At 51.1% G+C, this 16,563-nt stretch carries 25 protein-coding genes, 1 tRNA gene and 1 other RNA gene; 11 read left to right on the forward strand and 16 right to left on the reverse strand.

Annotated elements, in window-relative coordinates; translation table 11 throughout:
- Positions 1 to 14 precede the first annotated feature (14 nt).
- Together BS29_RS08705 and tig are read left to right on the forward strand one after the other, a co-directional pair.
- A tRNA-Leu gene (locus BS29_RS08705) sits at positions 15 to 99 on the forward strand.
- 52 nt (positions 100 to 151) lie between these two features.
- Entirely contained in the window at positions 152 to 1,720 is a 1,569-nt protein-coding gene (tig, locus tag BS29_RS08710; protein WP_229956788.1) for a trigger factor, read from the forward strand.
- A 62-nt stretch (positions 1,721 to 1,782) separates the two neighbouring features.
- On the opposite strand, the gene BS29_RS08715 is transcribed toward tig, so the two are convergent.
- Complete coding sequence (locus BS29_RS08715; RefSeq protein ID WP_229956789.1) at positions 1,783 to 2,394, reverse strand: ATP-dependent Clp protease proteolytic subunit; 612 nt, start codon at positions 2,392 to 2,394, stop codon at positions 1,783 to 1,785.
- 221 nt (positions 2,395 to 2,615) lie between these two features.
- Between BS29_RS08715 and BS29_RS08720 the strand changes: the two genes are divergently transcribed.
- From BS29_RS08720 to BS29_RS08730, 3 genes are all read left to right on the forward strand, one after another.
- Positions 2,616 to 3,242: an ATP-dependent Clp protease proteolytic subunit gene (locus BS29_RS08720; RefSeq protein ID WP_229956790.1), complete on the forward strand. Its 627-nt coding sequence runs from the start codon at positions 2,616 to 2,618 to the stop codon at positions 3,240 to 3,242.
- Between the two features lie 140 nt (positions 3,243 to 3,382).
- The gene (clpX, locus tag BS29_RS08725) at positions 3,383 to 4,654 is read left to right on the forward strand and encodes an ATP-dependent Clp protease ATP-binding subunit ClpX (protein WP_229956791.1); all 1,272 of its coding nucleotides are present in this window, start codon (positions 3,383 to 3,385) and stop codon (positions 4,652 to 4,654) included.
- 119 nt (positions 4,655 to 4,773) lie between these two features.
- A complete protein-coding gene (locus BS29_RS08730) occupies positions 4,774 to 5,373 on the forward strand; it encodes a thiamine biosynthesis protein ThiC (protein ID WP_229956792.1) in 600 nt (199 codons plus the stop codon).
- Positions 5,374 to 5,457: 84 nt separating this feature from the next.
- On the opposite strand, the gene mtgA is transcribed toward BS29_RS08730, so the two are convergent.
- From mtgA to BS29_RS08745, 3 genes are all read right to left on the reverse strand, one after another.
- Positions 5,458 to 6,168 carry a monofunctional biosynthetic peptidoglycan transglycosylase gene (gene mtgA, locus BS29_RS08735; protein ID WP_407673771.1) on the reverse strand — a complete coding sequence of 237 codons (711 nt, stop codon included), beginning with the start codon at positions 6,166 to 6,168 and terminating at the stop codon, positions 5,458 to 5,460.
- Positions 6,169 to 6,247: 79 nt separating this feature from the next.
- A complete protein-coding gene (gene rpoH, locus BS29_RS08740) occupies positions 6,248 to 7,156 on the reverse strand; it encodes an RNA polymerase sigma factor RpoH (RefSeq protein ID WP_229956793.1) in 909 nt (302 codons plus the stop codon).
- Positions 7,157 to 7,230: 74 nt separating this feature from the next.
- Complete coding sequence (locus tag BS29_RS08745) at positions 7,231 to 8,184, reverse strand: RluA family pseudouridine synthase (protein WP_229953285.1); 954 nt, start codon at positions 8,182 to 8,184, stop codon at positions 7,231 to 7,233.
- A 16-nt stretch (positions 8,185 to 8,200) separates the two neighbouring features.
- On the opposite strand from BS29_RS08745, the gene BS29_RS08750 reads away from it, so the two are divergent.
- The 5 genes from BS29_RS08750 to BS29_RS08770 all read left to right on the forward strand — a co-directional run bounded on the left by BS29_RS08750 (position 8,201) and on the right by BS29_RS08770 (position 10,985).
- On the forward strand, positions 8,201 to 8,632 hold the full coding sequence (locus BS29_RS08750; RefSeq protein WP_229953286.1) for a Mov34/MPN/PAD-1 family protein: 432 nt from the start codon (positions 8,201 to 8,203) through the stop codon (positions 8,630 to 8,632).
- A 27-nt stretch (positions 8,633 to 8,659) separates the two neighbouring features.
- Positions 8,660 to 9,298: a histidine phosphotransferase family protein gene (locus BS29_RS08755; RefSeq protein ID WP_229953287.1), complete on the forward strand. Its 639-nt coding sequence runs from the start codon at positions 8,660 to 8,662 to the stop codon at positions 9,296 to 9,298.
- A 35-nt stretch (positions 9,299 to 9,333) separates the two neighbouring features.
- Positions 9,334 to 10,020, forward strand: a complete 687-nt coding sequence (locus tag BS29_RS08760) for an N-acetylmuramoyl-L-alanine amidase (RefSeq protein ID WP_229956837.1) — start codon at positions 9,334 to 9,336, stop codon at positions 10,018 to 10,020.
- A gap of 6 nt (positions 10,021 to 10,026) precedes the next feature.
- Positions 10,027 to 10,404: RNase P RNA component class A (rnpB, locus tag BS29_RS08765), an RNA gene on the forward strand.
- A gap of 44 nt (positions 10,405 to 10,448) precedes the next feature.
- A complete protein-coding gene (locus tag BS29_RS08770) occupies positions 10,449 to 10,985 on the forward strand; it encodes a J domain-containing protein (RefSeq protein WP_229953288.1) in 537 nt (178 codons plus the stop codon).
- 5 nt (positions 10,986 to 10,990) lie between these two features.
- Here the strand turns inward: BS29_RS08770 and BS29_RS08775 are convergent, their stop codons facing one another.
- The 12 genes from BS29_RS08775 to BS29_RS08830 all read right to left on the reverse strand — a co-directional run bounded on the left by BS29_RS08775 (position 10,991) and on the right by BS29_RS08830 (position 15,286).
- Positions 10,991 to 11,383 carry a SecDF P1 head subdomain-containing protein gene (locus BS29_RS08775; RefSeq protein WP_229953289.1) on the reverse strand — a complete coding sequence of 131 codons (393 nt, stop codon included), beginning with the start codon at positions 11,381 to 11,383 and terminating at the stop codon, positions 10,991 to 10,993.
- The gene (locus BS29_RS08780; protein WP_229953290.1) at positions 11,380 to 11,787 is read right to left on the reverse strand and encodes a SufE family protein; all 408 of its coding nucleotides are present in this window, start codon (positions 11,785 to 11,787) and stop codon (positions 11,380 to 11,382) included. The genes BS29_RS08775 and BS29_RS08780 overlap by 4 nt, the downstream gene beginning before the upstream one ends.
- 54 nt (positions 11,788 to 11,841) lie before the next feature.
- Complete coding sequence (locus BS29_RS08785; protein WP_229953291.1) at positions 11,842 to 12,072, reverse strand: hypothetical protein; 231 nt, start codon at positions 12,070 to 12,072, stop codon at positions 11,842 to 11,844.
- Between the two features lie 42 nt (positions 12,073 to 12,114).
- Positions 12,115 to 12,375 carry a hypothetical protein gene (locus BS29_RS08790; RefSeq protein ID WP_108810134.1) on the reverse strand — a complete coding sequence of 87 codons (261 nt, stop codon included), beginning with the start codon at positions 12,373 to 12,375 and terminating at the stop codon, positions 12,115 to 12,117.
- A 30-nt stretch (positions 12,376 to 12,405) separates the two neighbouring features.
- A complete protein-coding gene (locus BS29_RS08795) occupies positions 12,406 to 12,672 on the reverse strand; it encodes a hypothetical protein (protein WP_229953292.1) in 267 nt (88 codons plus the stop codon).
- Positions 12,672 to 12,932: a hypothetical protein gene (locus BS29_RS08800; RefSeq protein WP_229953293.1), complete on the reverse strand. Its 261-nt coding sequence runs from the start codon at positions 12,930 to 12,932 to the stop codon at positions 12,672 to 12,674. Before BS29_RS08800 ends, BS29_RS08795 begins: the two co-directional genes overlap by 1 nt.
- A gap of 10 nt (positions 12,933 to 12,942) precedes the next feature.
- Positions 12,943 to 13,269 carry a hypothetical protein gene (locus BS29_RS08805; RefSeq protein ID WP_407673783.1) on the reverse strand — a complete coding sequence of 109 codons (327 nt, stop codon included), beginning with the start codon at positions 13,267 to 13,269 and terminating at the stop codon, positions 12,943 to 12,945.
- On the reverse strand, positions 13,269 to 13,568 hold the full coding sequence (locus tag BS29_RS08810; RefSeq protein WP_229953295.1) for a hypothetical protein: 300 nt from the start codon (positions 13,566 to 13,568) through the stop codon (positions 13,269 to 13,271). The genes BS29_RS08805 and BS29_RS08810 overlap by 1 nt, the downstream gene beginning before the upstream one ends.
- 29 nt (positions 13,569 to 13,597) lie before the next feature.
- Complete coding sequence (gene pspC, locus BS29_RS08815) at positions 13,598 to 13,978, reverse strand: envelope stress response membrane protein PspC (RefSeq protein WP_229953296.1); 381 nt, start codon at positions 13,976 to 13,978, stop codon at positions 13,598 to 13,600.
- A gap of 2 nt (positions 13,979 to 13,980) precedes the next feature.
- The gene (gene pspB, locus BS29_RS08820; RefSeq protein WP_229953297.1) at positions 13,981 to 14,283 is read right to left on the reverse strand and encodes an envelope stress response membrane protein PspB; all 303 of its coding nucleotides are present in this window, start codon (positions 14,281 to 14,283) and stop codon (positions 13,981 to 13,983) included.
- Positions 14,283 to 14,954: a phage shock protein PspA gene (gene pspA / locus BS29_RS08825; RefSeq protein WP_229953298.1), complete on the reverse strand. Its 672-nt coding sequence runs from the start codon at positions 14,952 to 14,954 to the stop codon at positions 14,283 to 14,285. The genes pspB and pspA overlap by 1 nt, the downstream gene beginning before the upstream one ends.
- A gap of 149 nt (positions 14,955 to 15,103) precedes the next feature.
- Positions 15,104 to 15,286: a hypothetical protein gene (locus BS29_RS08830; RefSeq protein ID WP_229953299.1), complete on the reverse strand. Its 183-nt coding sequence runs from the start codon at positions 15,284 to 15,286 to the stop codon at positions 15,104 to 15,106.
- 167 nt (positions 15,287 to 15,453) lie between these two features.
- Here BS29_RS08830 and pspF point away from each other — a divergent pair, with 167 nt between their 5' ends.
- Entirely contained in the window at positions 15,454 to 16,503 is a 1,050-nt protein-coding gene (gene pspF, locus BS29_RS08835; RefSeq protein ID WP_229953300.1) for a phage shock protein operon transcriptional activator, read from the forward strand.
- The last annotated feature ends 60 nt before the right edge of the window (positions 16,504 to 16,563 follow it).

The following is a 16,563-nucleotide window of genomic DNA, read 5'->3' on the forward strand; positions in this document are numbered from 1 at the left end:
ACGGTGTAACTCGTGCGGGCGTGGCGGAATTGGTAGACGCGCCAGATTTAGGTTCTGGTATCTTCGGGTGTGGGGGTTCGAGTCCCTTCGCCCGCACCAAACACCGAAAAACAGGTCGAAAAAGAAAATATGAAGGCATTAAAGGGTAATCATGCAGATTGTTGAAACGCTGAACGAAGGTCTGAAACGGGCCTATGACATCAAAATCTCCGCGAAGGACATTGAAACACGCGTTGATAATGAGGTCAAGAAACTGGCTCCACAGGTCAATATGCCCGGTTTCCGCAAAGGCAAGGTTCCAGCGAATCTGGTGCGCAAGATGCATAATGATGCCTTGATGCAAGACGCGCTGAGCAGCACCGTTCAGGAAAGCGTTGAAAAAACCATCGCCGACAACAAGCTGCGTCCTGCGATGCAGCCAAGTGTTACGCTCGCTGACGGTTATGAAGCCGGCAAAGACGCTGAAGTGAAAGTTGAGTTGGAAATTCTTCCAGAAGTTCCAACTCCTTCTGTCGATGGTATCAAATTGGAGCGTTTGCAGGTCGAAGCGGATGAGAAAACCGTTCAGGAATCGCTCGACAAATTTGCCGAGAGCCAGAAGCAGTTTGAAACCGCAGCCAAGAGCCACAAAGCGAAAATAGGCGACCAGTGCCTGATCGACTTTGAAGGTAAGGTCGATGGCGTTCCGTTCGATGGCGGAAAAGGCGAGGGGATGGCAATTGAGTTGGGCTCAGGTCGTTTGATTCCCGGCTTTGAAGACCAGTTGGTCGGCAAGAAAGCCAATGACGAAGTGCTGGTTAAAGTGACCTTCCCGGAAGATTATAATGTCGACACCCTGAAGGGCAAAGACGCCACTTTTGATGTCGTTATTGGCGAAGTTCAGACTGCGAAAGCGTCCAAGGCCGATGACGAAATGGCTAAATCCATGGGGCTTGAAGGTCTCGACCAGTTGCGCGAATTGTTGAAAGGCCAGATCGAACAGGAACTGAACGGCCTGACCCGTACGCACATGAAGCGGAAATTGCTGGATCAACTGGCTGCGTCTCATGACTTTGAAGTGCCACCAACCATGGTGGAAGCTGAATTTAACCAGATCTGGCAGCAGCTGGAGCAGGAAGCGGCTCAGGAAGAAGATCCGGAAGCAGCCAAAAAGGAAATGGAAGACGAGAAGGACGAATATCGCGAGATTGCCGTCCGCCGCGTCCGCCTCGGTTTGCTTCTCTCGGAAATCGGACAGGCTAATGGCGTGGAAGTGAGTCAGCAGGAAATGTCCATGCTGATTCAGCAGGCTGCCCAGCAATATCGTGAAGAAGACCGTCAGCGTTTTGTGGAATATATCCAGCAGGATCAGATGGCCGCCGCACAGCTGCGCGCACCGATGTATGAAGACAAGGTCGTGGACTTCTTGTTCGAAAAGGCTGAGATTACTGACAAAACCGTAACCCGCGAAGAGCTGGAAGCAGCGATCGAAGCGGAAGACGAAGCAGAAGCCAAGCCGGCAAAGAAAAAGGCACCAGCGAAAAAGGCTGCTGCAAAGAAACCGGCGGCGAAAAAGGCTCCGGCGAAAAAACCGGCTGCTAAGAAACCAGCGGCTAAAAAGCCTGCAGCAAAGGCAGCGCCTGCAAAGAAAGCTGCGGCTAAAGCGCCAGCCAAGAAAGCACCAGCGAAAAAACCGGCTGCTAAGAAACCAGCAGCCAAAAAGCCTGCAGCGAAAAAATAGTCTTTGATTGATATTATGGCCGGACATTGAAGTATGTCCGGCCAATAATTCAAAAGGTCGAGTTAGAAGCTGACTTCATTCGCCTTGTTAATAACGGAGCCCAAGATACCATATTCTTTGGCCTCTTCTGTCGACATCCAATAATCACGATCAATATCTTTGCGCACGCGATCGATGGACTGACCGGTCGCTTCAGCAATTTTTTGCGCGATGCGTTCGCGCATCTTGACGATTTCCTCTGCTTGAATCGCGATATCTGACGCCTTGCCGCCAGCTCCGCCAGAAGGTTGATGGATAAGAAACCGGGTATTGGGCAAACAGAAGCGCTGTTTCGATGGCACGCCCAGGAAAATATGGGTCGCTATGCTTGCCACCCAGCCTGTTCCAACTACTGCTACGGGAGCGCTGATATATTCGATCAGATCATGAATCGTGTCGCCCGATTCCACATGGCCGCCTGGTGAGTTAATGAGCAAGCGGATGGGATCGTCGCTGATATGATCCAGATACAGCATTTGTGCCGACACGCGCTCAGCCAGTTTTTGATCTACACCACCGAAAATCATGACCGTCCGTGTTTCCAGCAAGCGCTTCATCATGAAAGCCATTGGATCCGAGCCGCCATTATCTTCTTCGGCCTGAAACTGGGGGATAGATGGCGAATATGTGAGCATATATTTCTCCTGAAGTACGGATGTTTTTAAATTTGTAATGTTCATAGCGAGCAGGCAATTGATGCGCAATGTCATCCCATGACCATTATGGTTGGGAAAAAATCCTTAACTGACTTGAACATTGCTTAAGATACACCGATGTAGGGCTGAACGGATGGGGACTCCGGCTTGCGGTGCTCTCATTTTCATATCCTGATTTTCACAGAAGGCACTAAATTACCATGCATGATCCGATCGTCGACGCTCTTGTTCCCGTCGTTATTGAGCAATCCAACCGCGGAGAGCGTAGCTTTGACATTTTTTCGCGGCTGCTCAGGGAGCGGATCGTTTTCGTGACCGGACCGGTTGAGGACGGTATGGCTTCGATCATCACTGCCCAGTTGCTGTTTCTGGAATCGGAAAATCCGAAAAAGGATATCTATCTCTACATTAACTCACCGGGCGGTGTTGTTACTGCCGGTATGGCGATCCACGACACCATGCAATATATCCGCCCACGGGTAGGCACAGTTTGCGTCGGTCAAGCAGCGTCAATGGGCAGTTTCCTGCTTGCTTCGGGTGAGCCTGGCATGCGTATGGCGACAACCAATGCGCGGATCATGGTGCATCAGCCTTCTGGTGGCGCACAAGGCATGGCATCGGATATCGAAATCCAGGCCAAGGAAATTCTGCGTATCCGCAGCCGGATGAATGAGCTTTATGCCAAATATACCGGCAAACCTTTGAAAGATATCGAAGAGGCGATGGACCGTGATACATTCCTCGAAGCGGATGAAGCGAAAGCTTTTGGTATTGTCGACGAAGTCTATGACAAACGGCCAAAACCTGCGGATGAGGATGATAAATAAGGCGTTATCACGGGCCTAAATGAAAATTAAGCCGCTTTTGATAGACTTATGAATAGCATTGGATAGCACCCAAAAAAGCGGTAGCATTTTGTATTTTGAGGGTTAGATTGCAGTTTCTAGCCGAGTTTTGAGGACTTTTTATGACGAAATTGACGGGATCTGATTCGAAGAGCACGCTTTACTGCTCTTTCTGCGGAAAATCCCAGCATGAAGTCCGCAAGTTGATTGCAGGACCCACTGTTTTCATTTGCGATGAATGTGTTGAACTTTGCAATGACATCATTCGTGAAGAAACCAAGGGCGCGATTACCGGTAAAAAAGATGGTGAAGTGCCATCACCGCAGGAAATCTGTGATGTTCTGAATGACTATGTGATCGGTCAGGATCGTGCGAAGCGGGTTTTGTCGGTTGCCGTCCACAATCACTATAAACGTCTCAACCACGCCGCGAAATCGGGCGATATTGAGCTGGCAAAGTCGAACATATTGCTCGTTGGGCCAACAGGCTGCGGTAAAACGCTGCTGGCGCAGACATTAGCGAAAACCTTCGACGTGCCGTTCACAATGGCAGATGCCACGACACTGACCGAAGCCGGCTATGTTGGTGAAGATGTCGAGAATATCATTCTCAAGCTGCTGCAGGCTTCCGACTATAATGTAGAAAAGGCGCAGCGCGGCATCGTTTATATTGATGAAATCGACAAAATCAGCCGTAAGGCCGAAAATCCGTCCATTACCCGCGATGTATCAGGCGAGGGCGTTCAACAGGCCCTGCTGAAGCTTATGGAAGGCACAACCGCCAGCGTTCCACCACAAGGCGGCCGCAAGCATCCACAGCAGGAATTTCTGCAGGTCGATACGACGAATATCCTGTTCATCTGTGGCGGGGCATTTGCTGGCCTCGAAAAAATCATCGGTGACCGTCTGGAAGCCAAATCAATCGGTTTTGGTGCCCATGTTGCGGCTCCGGAAGAACGCAAGGTTGGCAAATTGCTGGCCGATGGTGAACCGGAGGATCTTCTGAAATTCGGTCTGATCCCCGAGTTTGTTGGCCGTTTACCAGTGATTGCAACACTGGAAGACCTGGATATCGACGCGTTAGTTCAGATTCTGCAGGAACCAAAGAATGCGTTGGTCAAGCAATATGCAAAGCTGTTTGAGCTAGAAGATGTTGGCCTGACCTTTACCGAAGATGCTCTGGTTGCCATCGGTAACAAAGCAATTGAGCGCAAAACCGGTGCTCGTGGCCTGCGATCTATCGTTGAGAACATTCTGCTCGATACCATGTTCGATCTTCCCGATCTGGAAGATGTGGACGAAATTGTGATCGACAAGGATGTGGTCGCTGGTACGAAAGATCCAGTGAAGGTTATCGCAAAAAGCAGCAAAGCCAAGAAGGAAGACGCTGCTTAGCTCTTTACTGACATTTCCATATGTGAATCCACTAGCAGTGCAATTGTTCATCTTGCAGTGAGCTGTCTTTTGCCCCATCAAATAGTGGGAGATGATCAAGTTCACGAAAGGATACAGCCATGGAGTTCACTCAAGGCCGTACAGTAAAAACCATTGCCATATTGCTGCTTCTGGTAGCTATTTCGCAACCAATCTACACAGCATTATATTTGGGCGCACCTGATATTGACCGCCAATTCCTATGGGGTTTGGAAGCTCTAATATTTGTGTTGCTGGCTGCTTTTGCGGGATCCGCTCTGGTCATGGCCAAACGTTACACATTGGGTTTTTCGGCGATTGCGTTCAGCGCGGTGCTCAATGTCGTACAGGTCGGCATAGGTCTGACACAATTTGGCCCGTTTCGGACAGCAGCAGAGGCAAATGCTGATCTCGGTGTTCTCGCCTCCTCGGTCGTTGCCTTCTCGTTCTTCGGCTACAATGCGGCCAAAATCCTGCTGGGCCTGGCTGCCGTGGTATTCGGCATGGCCAAGATGAACGAAGGGAATAAAGCCCTGGGCGGTGCGACGGTTTTGGTTGGCGCGATAGCGTTTGTCGCAAACACGTTGGTCATGATGTTCGGCTTACAGGGCTTTTTACCTTCACCTGTAGCTGGCGGCTCTGGAGTTTTAGCCACACTCCTTCTTGCTATATGTTTGTTCAGCGTCAGCAACGAAGACTGAGTATATCATCCGGACCGGAATATCGGGATCGTTCAACAGCGTCCGCTTTTGTGCCAGAAGCGGACACTGGCAAATGCCGAATAACTACTTGTAAACACATCCATCCAAGCCTTCCCGCTTCACCACATTGATCCGGGCCGCAATCGTATTGCCATAGCGCCGCGTGAAGCCGCTGGCGCCGTTTACAGCGCGTTTCTTGGGTAAGGGAAGGGCGGCGGCTATGCGTGCCGCTTCTATTCTCGTCAGTTCCAAGGCGTCTTTCTTGTAATAGCGCTGGGCACCGGCTTGCGCGCCATAGGTTCCTATACCGGTTTCAGCGACATTGAGGTAGACTTCAATAATCCGTTTCTTTCCCCAGATATTCTCGATGAGGAACGTAAAATAGGCTTCGAGACCTTTGCGGAAATAACCTCCTCCTTGCCAGAGGAAGACGTTTTTGGCGGTTTGCTGGGATATTGTGGAGCCGCCGCGGATGCGGCCGCCTTGGGCGTTGCGTTTGATCGCCGAGCGGATAGCATCGCGATCAAAGCCGTCATGACTGCAGAATTTGCTATCCTCCGCGGCAATGACGGCTCTCACAAGATTAGGGGAAATTGACTCCAGTGGTTCCCAGTCCTTGGTAATACCGTTTTCGTCCATGATCATCGTGGCTGTAACCGGGGGCGGCAAGAATGCCATCAATCCTACCCACGCTACGGAGATCAAAAGGAAATAGACGATCAGCTTGAAAAACAGCTTGATGATGCGTGAAGGCAAGCCTTTTGTTTTTCGACGAGATTTTGCGGCCATGGTCATCAAATAATGAAAAAGCGCCCCGAAAACAAATGCCGTTTCGGGGCGCTGAAATCTTTAGATCAATTGAGAGGTTAAGGAATCAACCTGCTGCAAGAAGCTGTTTTTCTCCAGCAATTCGCAGCATAGCCTTTTGCAGCTTCTCAAACGCGCGGACTTCGATTTGGCGAATCCGTTCGCGGCTGACTTCATAGACCTTGCTCAGGTCTTCCAGCGTCTTGGGATCTTCCGACAAACGCCGTTCAGCCAGAATATGCTGTTCGCGTTCGTTGAGCGATTCCATCGCTTCGGTGAGCATTTCATGGCGGAAATCGGCTTCCTGTGCGTCAGCAATCTGCTGGTCATGCAGCGGACCGTCATCTTCCAATGTATCCTGCCACTGGCCGCCATCGCCATCTTCCGACAAAGGCACGTTCAGCGACGCATCGCCGCCCATCGACATACGGCGGTTCATATTGACCACCTCATGTTCAGCCACGCCAAGATCGGTTGAAATCTTGTTCACATCTTCAGGTGACAAATCACCGTCTTCAAATGCTTCAAGATTGTTTTTCATCCGGCGCAGGTTGAAGAAAAGCTTCTTTTGTGCGGCGGTCGTACCCATTTTCACAAGGCTCCAGCTGCGCAATACATATTCCTGTATCGACGCGCGGATCCACCACATAGCATAGGTCGCCAGGCGGAAACCTCTATCGGGTTCAAATTTCTTCACGCCCTGCATCAGGCCGACATTGCCCTCGGAAATCAGGTCCGAGACCGGCAGGCCATAGCCGCGGAAGCCCATGGCAATTTTTGCCACGAGTCGCAGGTGGGACGTTACTAGCTGGGCTGCCGCTTCCTGATCTTTATGCTCAGAATAGCGTTTCGCCAGCATATATTCTTGTTCGGGTGTCAATAACGGAAATTTACGTACTTCCGAAAGATAACGGTTCAGGCTCGCGTCCCCCCCTAAGGCAGGGATTTTTGCCGGAACATTGCTATTATTAGCCATTTTTGTTCCTTCTCTGGTTTGCCGCCGGGCCTCATCAAGCACCCATTGGTCTCATTCCATATAGTATCTAATATCTATACACGCAACTTACTGAATAGTTCCTGCATATCGGGTGGAAAGTTACAGTTAAATAACAATTTTTTTCCCGTTATGGGGTGAACAAATCCAAGAATAGCAGCATGTAATGCCTGTCGGCAAAATCGAATATCTTTTCTGCCGGAAAGCAATGATTTTCGACGAGTACCATATAGGGGATCGCCGATAAGACTATACCCGATATGGGACATATGGACCCGCACCTGATGGGTGCGTCCCGTTTCCAGCCTACATTCGACCAAAGTGGCGCCGTTTAGCGGTTCCTTAGTCGTATAATGGGTGACGGCTGCCTTTCCTTTATCATCACCAACCACCGCCATTTTCTTGCGATCTGTATTGCTGCGCCCGATATTGCCTTCAATTGTTGCCGAATGCGGATTCGGCCGACCATTGCAGATAGCGAGATAGCGGCGCTCGATATCATGGGCGGCGAATAGTGCCGTCAAACCCTGGTGCGCTTTGTCCGTTTTGGCCGCCACCATCAATCCGGAAGTATCCTTATCGATCCGGTGAACAATGCCGGGCCGTGTGACACCGCCGATGCCGGATAATTGCCCTTTACAATGATGGAGCAGGGCGTTGACCAATGTTCCGTCAGGGTGCCCTACTGCAGGATGGACGACCAATCCGGCGGGTTTATTGACGACAATCAGGTGATCATCCTCAAAAACCACATCCAGAGGGATGTCCTGTGGTTGTGCAGGGCCTTCAATCGGCGCGGGAACGGTCAATGCGAATGTTTTGCCCGCGCATTTCTTGGATGCGGGGTCAGTGCAGGTGGTTCCATCAATCAGCAAATTGCCGCTTGTGATCAGATTTTTGATCCGTTCCCGGGACAGGTCGTCAAGAAAGCCCGCCAAAGCCGCATCAAGCCGCTGTTTCTTGTCGGTTTCGGGCACGATGCCGGATTTTATGGATTGCCCCGCTGTCATCGCTTAGATGTGGGCTATGAAACTGGTCATATCAAGCACGATATTGGACGAATTGCAGCAACTCGCCCGTGAAACGGCTCCGGAAGAAGCCTGCGGTTTGCTATTTGGTGATAATGGCCGAGTTTCGAGCTTCAAGGTGACGCAAAATGTTGCAGAAAATCGGTTGCGACATTTTGAAATAGATCCCGTCGATCTAATCTCCGCGGAGCGAGCAATGCGGGATAACGGACCCAGGATCATAGGCTATTATCATTCCCACCCATCCGGCGCGGTTGGGCCATCGCAAACCGATGCAGCCATGGCGGCACCAGATGACCGGATATGGCTGATCATCAATGGTCAGGATGCGGCAGCTTGGCAGGCTGTTGAAAATGGTGAAATATATGGCCGCTTTGATCCAATCACCCTTGATTGCCAAAGCACAAAAGGCCAAACAGCCGACAATTGAGTTTTAACAAGTTAAGGGCCCATTCCCATGTCTCAATCCGGTGTCGATCTCGCTGCGTTGCTATGTTCTAAATTATGTCATGACCTGCTGAGCCCGGTTGGCGCAATAAACAACGGGCTGGAGTTGCTGGAAGATGAAACGGACCCGGAGATGCGGGATCGCTGTCTTGATCTGTTGGCCGACAGCGCCAGAGCGTCTGCGGATAAGCTGAAATATTTCCGTTTAGCCTTTGGAGCAGCAGGCGGCTTTGGCGATGAAGTCGATCCTGCCGAAGCGAAGCAGTTGGTTGAAAGTCTTGTTGGTGATCAGGGTAAGATTACATTGGGCTGGGCTGTTCAAAGCGGCACACTGCCCAAAAAGGCGATCAAGATTTTGCTCAATCTCGCGCTGATTGCCCGGGAAGCGTTAGTGCGCGGCGGGCAATTGGATGTCGGTGCAGAGCATGGCGATAATGGGATCGAAGTCGTTGTTCGCGCTGAAGGCGCTAAAATAGCGCTGGATGAAGGTATTCGTGCAGCGCTGGAAGGCACGTTGCCGCAATCGGAACTGACCGCCCGGACTGCCGCGGCCTGGATGTCGCGTGAACTTTCGTGCGAAAATGGCGGGGATCTGCGGGTGTCGCCGGCATCCGATACAGAATTGTTGCTAGGCGCAATAGTTGCCTGATAGGGCGTGATTGAGGGAGCGCATTGACGATGGAGATGATCTGGACGCCTTCTCCCAATTTTGATGAGCGTAAGCTGCCGGTCAGCATATTGGTCATGCATTATACCGGTATGAAAGATGCGGCCTCGGCAATTGGTTGGCTCGCCAATCCGGACGCCAAAGTATCTGCTCATTATGTCGTGACCGAGGACGGTCAGGTCGTGAACATGGTGAAGGAAGAGCAGCGCGCCTGGCACGCGGGTCGCGGTTATTGGCGTGGGATCGAAGATGTAAACAGCGCCAGTATCGGTATTGAGATCGTCAATCCGGGTCATGAATGGGGCTATGTACCGTTTCCCGAAGAACAGATGGATGCCGTCACGCGGCTTGCGCATAATATCGTCAAACGCCACGATATCGTGCCAACCAATGTCATTGGCCATAGCGACCTGGCGCCGGCCCGAAAGCAGGATCCCGGCGAGCTATTCGATTGGGACCGGCTAGCGAGACACGGCATTGCCCTTAAGAAACCATCCTTGAACCGGGGTGAACCGCCGTGGACCGATGGTGGTTTCATGCTGGCTCTGGAACGTTTTGGTTACGATATTACTGCGCAGAAAGAGGCAGTCGTTGCCTTCCAGCGGCGCTTTCGCCCGAAAAATATCGATGGCGTGATCGATGGCGAGTGCCGAACGTTGCTATTGTCATTAATGCTCGACAGAGAGCGTGGAATCACTAAATAGAGCGCACCAGAGGGTCGGCCAGTCGCGGGAATATGCAAATATTCGCGAGGAAAGTCCGGGCTCCACGATTTAAAGGTGCCGGATAACATCCGGCGGGCAGGGGAGCGATCCCCCGTTCAGGGATAGTGCAACAGAAAGCAGGTCGCGAAGGCTTCGGTCCCGTGACATTGAAAGGGTGCGGTAAGAGCGCACCGCGGGTCTGGTAACAGCCCTGGCACGGTAAACCCCACCTGGAGCAAAACCAAATAGGGGCGGCATATGGCTATTTCGGCCTGCAGCCCGGGTTGGTTGCTAGAGCGGCGCAGCAATGCATCGCCAAGATGAATGACTGGCTATTCCTTGCAAGAGGATGGACAGAACCCGGCTTACAGACCCTCTGGTATTTAAATATGGCTGGAACTGGCGCAGGGCCTTTGTTAGAGAGCGATATGCCAAAAGCAAAACGATCCGATAACTGGGGCTTTCCCCGCTGGGGCAGCTATGAAAGCTCGCGTGAAGCAGAGCAGGTCAAGATTTGCGACCGGCATGGCTGCAACGAGGCAGGTAACTGCCCCGCACCCAAGTCACCCAATAGTCCGGATCGCTGGTATTTCTGCGAAAAACATGCGGCTGAATATAATCGCGGTTGGGATTATTTCGAAGGGCTTGATAAGGAAGAGCGCGCTAAACGCGAAGCCGACGAGCAGCGTGATGCCAATGCCTATCAAGAAGCGAAGCATTATAGCTGGATGGGATCCGGCGACGGCAGCCGGTCGCGTGATGAAATGACGGCTCTGGAAATATTCGATCTGACGCCCGATGTTGATTTTGAGACGGTCAAAAAGGCATGGCGTGCGATGGCCAAGGAATATCATCCCGACGTCAATCCTGGCGATGAAGAAGCGGCCAAGAAGTTCCAGGCGGCACAGGCCGCTTTCGACGTGCTCAAAATCGCTGAAGAGCGCCGGGTCTGGAAGCCGGTTTAAAGCCTTTACGGCGTTTCCGAGCCTTCGGTCATTTGACTTTGTAACTCGGTAGCCTCTTCCAAAGTAAATCCGCCGGAAATCTGGGCCGTGCGGCTATGGACATATTCATTCAATACGGGCGTGCTTAACAAGCGGCCTTTGAAGCAAAGAACGATTTTTTTGCCGACACGTCCTTTCTGTACGGCCAAGAATCTATCGAATCCGCTTTCAGAGAATTCGATGTTCAGTACAGGTTCGTTTGACTGCATATGAAAGCCGACTTGCGCTGATTTTATGTCGGAAGCGATCAGTCGGAACTCAAAATCCTGCCGCGGTTCGGCTAAGCAATCATGCTCATAACCGGGTTCATCCACTGGAGCATCTGGCCCTGCAATCAGGAGCAAAGCCGCCCAAATCATGACTGATACCGTTCTGCGGTTTCATTGATCAGCGCAATCATGTTCGGAATACCCTGGGTCCGATTGGAACTGAGCTGGTTTTTCAAATCAAACGGTGCGAGCTTTTCGGCAATGTCGGTTTTCAAAACGTCATCAATAGGTTGATCCTGAACCGTTTCGAGCACCAGCGCGATGATACCCTTGGTAATGGCAGCATTGCTGTCTGCCAGAAAATGCAGGCGTCCATCATCCTGTTTTGTTGGATAAACCCATACCGAGGCGGAACAGCCACGAACCAGCGTTGCATCGGTTTTCAGGGCGTCGGGCATGGCTTCCAGCTCTTTGCCCAGATCAATCAGAAGCCGGTATCGGTCATCAGCTTCCAAAAATTCATATTCTTCTACAAGATCGTCAAATTTGCTCATCCCCGCCCGCTAGCAGGGCAGGGGATTCGCGTCATCCCTTTTTAGGTTCGGCTGTTAAAGCTCCACTCCGGCGGCGATCGCTTCCAGCTTGCGGATGCGTTCTTTCAGGTCCGCAACTTCAATCCGCGATGTCGCGCTGGGGGGATTTTTCTCGCGCTGTTGCTCCAATTCCTTGGTCTTGAGATCAATCCAGTCCCGCCAACCGCGCAGAGCGATGAGGGAGACCGCCGTTAGTCCGATCAGGGTAAATGCAGCAATCATCAGGTAAAAACTGGGTTCTGGCATGATGCTATCCTTCTTCTCTTCCTGCTTCTTTGAGAGACCGTCCTATTGGTCCCGCAATTTCTCAATTTCATTTTCAAGTTCACGAGCGCCGCGATCATCGGTGGCAATCTTTTCAAGAACGGCGACGCGTTCCTTGAGATATTTGACTTCCTCGCGCAGTCGTCCGGCGTCGGGGTCAACCATGGTGACCGGGTTGCCTTCTTCGTCGGACGCGATGCCATGTTTGGCCTGAATGCGTGTGCTGACCACTTTGCCGACCGTGATAACGATGATAATCGCGACAACCATTTCAAACGGATTCATTTAGTTTATTCCCTCCAATTACGTTTTTGCTCAGCTGTCTCTCAGCTTCGCGATTTCACTCTCTAATTCCCGTGCACCGCGCTCATCAGTGACGATTTTCTCCAATGTAGCGACACGCTCTTTCAGATATTTCATGTCTTCATTCATCTGCTGACCGTCTTTGTTTTGCGGCCCTTTTTTACCGAGCAGCAAGAGTTCTTTCTCTTTGTCGATCATCTTGCTTTGATGACGGGTCCATATCCAAAGACCACCAAGGGCAAACGGAGCAAGAGGTATCAGATAACCAAGCCAATCCATCAGTTCAGTTCCTTCACTTCTGGCTCATCGCGCAGACTTTCAATCTGTCCGGCAACATCAAAGCCTTTGTCCGTAACAATCCTCTCCAGAACCCGGACTCGCTGTTCCAGTTGTTGATTGCTGGCTGCGTATTGCGCCGCTTTTTCGGCAGAAATCTTGGATTGCATCTTCATCATTTTTTGCTGATGACTGGTCCAGATTGCGAAGACGCCCACGCCAATGCCAGCAAAGGGGATCAATATGGCAATATTTTCAATCATTTTGGTCTCCTCAGTTCTTTGGCGCGCGCAAGGCTTCGATTTCGTTTGTCAAGCGATGGCTGTCATCGGTCACAATTCGCTCAACATTGGCAAGCCGATCTTTCATTGATCCGATCTCGGCACGGAGTTCGGCATTTTCGTTGGTCAATAATTTGACCCGTTCAACCGCTTCCCGGTCTGTATTGGGATGGAGCGCATTGCCCCAACTGCCTTCCAATGGATATCCGTTTTTGATCCGCATCCAGGTGGTAACTACCCAACCGGTAACGGCGATGCCCGTAATTACTGCGGCATAAGGCAAAATTTCCAGAATAAATGCTGCTTTGTCCGGTTCCATCATCCCTTCTCCCGCAATGCTTCAATTTCATCTGCCGTCCGTTTGGCAGGATCGGTCGCGATCCGCTCTAACACGGCCAGGCGTTCTTGCAGTCGGTCAATTTTGCCAACCAGTTCTTCATTCTCATTGGAAAGCAACTCGATCTTGCGTTCTGCGTTTGGGTCACCTTTCTTGGTCGTGCCGCCCCATTCATCTTCAAGCGGATAACCATGCTTGGCTCTGATCCAATTGTTGATGATCCAGCCTGCGTAACATACAGCGATGATCGCAATCACAAATCCCGGTCCACCCCAATTCATAAAATATCTCCCTAATTCTTTCGTCTCGTTTAGCGCAGCTTCTCAATTTCGTTGGAGAGCGCGCTATTGTTGGTTGTGTAGTACATTTCCATATCGGCCAGACGGCGGTCAATTTCGCGAAATCTGGACCTGACATCTCGTGCCGTGCGGCGGGGAGATTGGCGAACGCCTTGCCAAAATTCGCGCTCTGACGCGTCTCCATAAAGTTCGATTGGTTTTGGATCGAACGATTTTGCTGCAATCCAGTAAGCGATAAATGTGATTGGAAAAGGAACTGCAAAGGTCGCAAATACGGCCGCTACCCTGACCCAAAACACCTTCATGCCAGTATAATCCGATATGCCCGCGCATACTCCGCTCCATTTTGCGCGCTGTTTATCAAGATAGAATTTCGTTCTTGCAGAAGTCATTGTTAGCGCCTTTCTTTGAGCAAATTATCAAAATTTTCGAGCGTCGGTTTAGGATCGCTACCAGAGGTGGGCAGAGCCGCCTGGCGCCAATTTGGATTGTCGGCCGCCATGATCCGTTCAATGGTTTCCATCCGATCATCTAACCGTCGAGCCATGGTGTGCAACTCATCGAGTAGCTGTTCATCTTCGTTGGTAATCGTAGCCGACGTTTTCCATTTGGTGACATAGTGAAAGATGAGCCAAGGAAGACCGATAAATAGGGTCAGCGTTCCTATGATCGCAACTGCTACAATTTCCTCGGGCATTATTTGTCACCTTTCTTCATGGCTGCCTTCATGGCTTCCAGTTCATCATCAACCTTGTCACTGCTTTCGAGTGCAGCAATCTGGTTTTCCAGTGTTTCAGGTTCTCCGCCCATGGTTAGTGCATCGGCACGGCCCTCGGCCTGGTCTACCTGACGTTCGAGATATTCAAATTTTGAAAATGCATCATGAACCTTGTCGCCATTATACATTTCGCGGATTTTATAGCGGTTCTCTGCACTTTCGAGCCGGTTAACCAGGCTGCTTTGGCGAGAGCGCGCTTCCTGTAATTTCTTTTGCAGCTTGGCGATATCACCTTCTGAAGCGCGCAACGCGTCATCCAGAACCTGTATCTCAACCGTAAGCTGCTCTGCCATATCGGCGGCTTTGCGTTTTTCAATCAATGCCGCTTTGGCTAGATCTTCACGATCCTTGGACAAAGCCAATTGTGCTTTTTCATTCCAGTCTTCGGTAAGCTGGTTCAGCTTATCAATATGTCGGCGCATTTCCTTTTGATCGGCAATGGTGCGCGCCGCAGAAGCGCGGACTTCGACAAGGGTTTCTTCCATCTCCAGGATGATCATGCGGATCAGTTTTGACGGATCCTCCGCCTTGTCCAGCATGTCTGTGACATTGGCAGCGATGATATCGCGCGTTCTTGAAAAAATACCCATGGTTAAACTCCGGTAGTTGCTAGCATTGTGCCTGGAATGGTTCGAACGGTCAGGCTGGTCTTCATAAAATTCTACGTCTTCAATCTGGAAAGGTGGCCGGGACCTAACTTCGGCAAGGGGGTATGAAGGGGTCCCGGCCATTTCGCCTGTCACGCCTTGTAGCTGACAGTTGGGGAAATTGTACCATCTTCAGAGATGGTCGGGCTCTGCGCTTCGACAGGGCCCACGGCGCTGATCAAAATTGTCAGGCTGAACAACAGAACGGAAATGATCGCAGAAACGTCGGTTCTGCTCAAATTCATTGATTTGCCTGTTTTCGTGGTTGCTGACATTTTGTCCTCCATTTGGTCGATTTCCAATCCCTTGCGGGTTTGATCCTAACATTGCAGGAGGCGTGCCAATTTGGTAAATTGCTGAAAAATATAGATATTTTAAATTTTTACCAAAATGAATATAGTATTAATTGCTATTTGTTGGGAAATCGCACTATATCTTGGCCATGGAACGCGAAAATCAATTTGTCGGAGAGTCTGGGGCATTCCTAGATGCAGTGGAAAAAGCCAGTCGCGCCGCCACTTTGGACCGTCCGGTCCTTGTTATCGGGGAGCGCGGTACAGGTAAAGAGTTGATCGCAGAACGCCTCCATCGCCTGAGCATGCGATGGGATGGTCCATTGGTCACATTAAACTGCGCCGCCATGCCAGAGACTTTGATTGAAGCGGAACTTTTCGGTCATGAAGCCGGCGCATTTACCGGCGCGACGAAGAATAGAGTAGGGCGATTTGAAGAAGCAGATGGTGGCACGCTGTTCCTGGATGAGCTTGGCACATTATCTTCTGCCGCGCAGGAGCGGTTATTGCGGGCTGTGGAATATGGAGAAATTACCAGAATAGGGTCTTCGCGACCGCAAAAGGTGGACGTACGGATTGTTGCAGCAACCAATGCTGACTTACCCAAAATGGCGGAGGAAGGAAAGTTCCGAGCGGATTTGCTCGATCGCCTGTCGTTCGAAGTCGTGACCTTGCCGCCACTGCGTTATCGTGAGGGCGATGTACCTGTGTTGGCCGACTATTTTGGCCGGCGCATGGCGGCGGAACTGGAATGGGAACAATGGCCCGGTTTCGGGCAACTGGCGTCTGAGGCACTGGCGCGCCATCAATGGCCGGGAAACGTTCGAGAGCTACGCAATGTAATCGAACGCGCGGTTTACCAATGGGGTGACTACACACGCGCTGTGGATCATATCGTCTTTGATCCGTTTGAATCGCCGTGGAAACCGAAAGAAATGCCCTCCCGGCAATCTCTACCGGCTGAAACCAGTCATTCGGCTGAAAAAATGAAAGAATTACCAGCGCCAGCGGCGCCGGCTGCGAAACCGGCTTATACTGAGGTAGATGACATGAAAGAAGCCGTGGAGGCTTTCGAAAAGCGGATATTGGAGGCGGCCTTGGCCAAATCCCGGTATAACCAGCGTCAAACCGCAAAAGCGCTTAATCTGACCTATGACCAGCTGCGCCATTCTCTCAAACGGCATGATCTTTTGGGATAGCATTTGTTAGCTTTCAATGCCTAGCATCACATATTCCCTGCCTTGAACCTGTGCAGGTAA

The sequence above is a fragment of the Parasphingorhabdus litoris DSM 22379 genome, from assembly GCF_020906275.1.
Taxonomy (GTDB): domain Bacteria; phylum Pseudomonadota; class Alphaproteobacteria; order Sphingomonadales; family Sphingomonadaceae; genus Parasphingorhabdus; species Parasphingorhabdus litoris.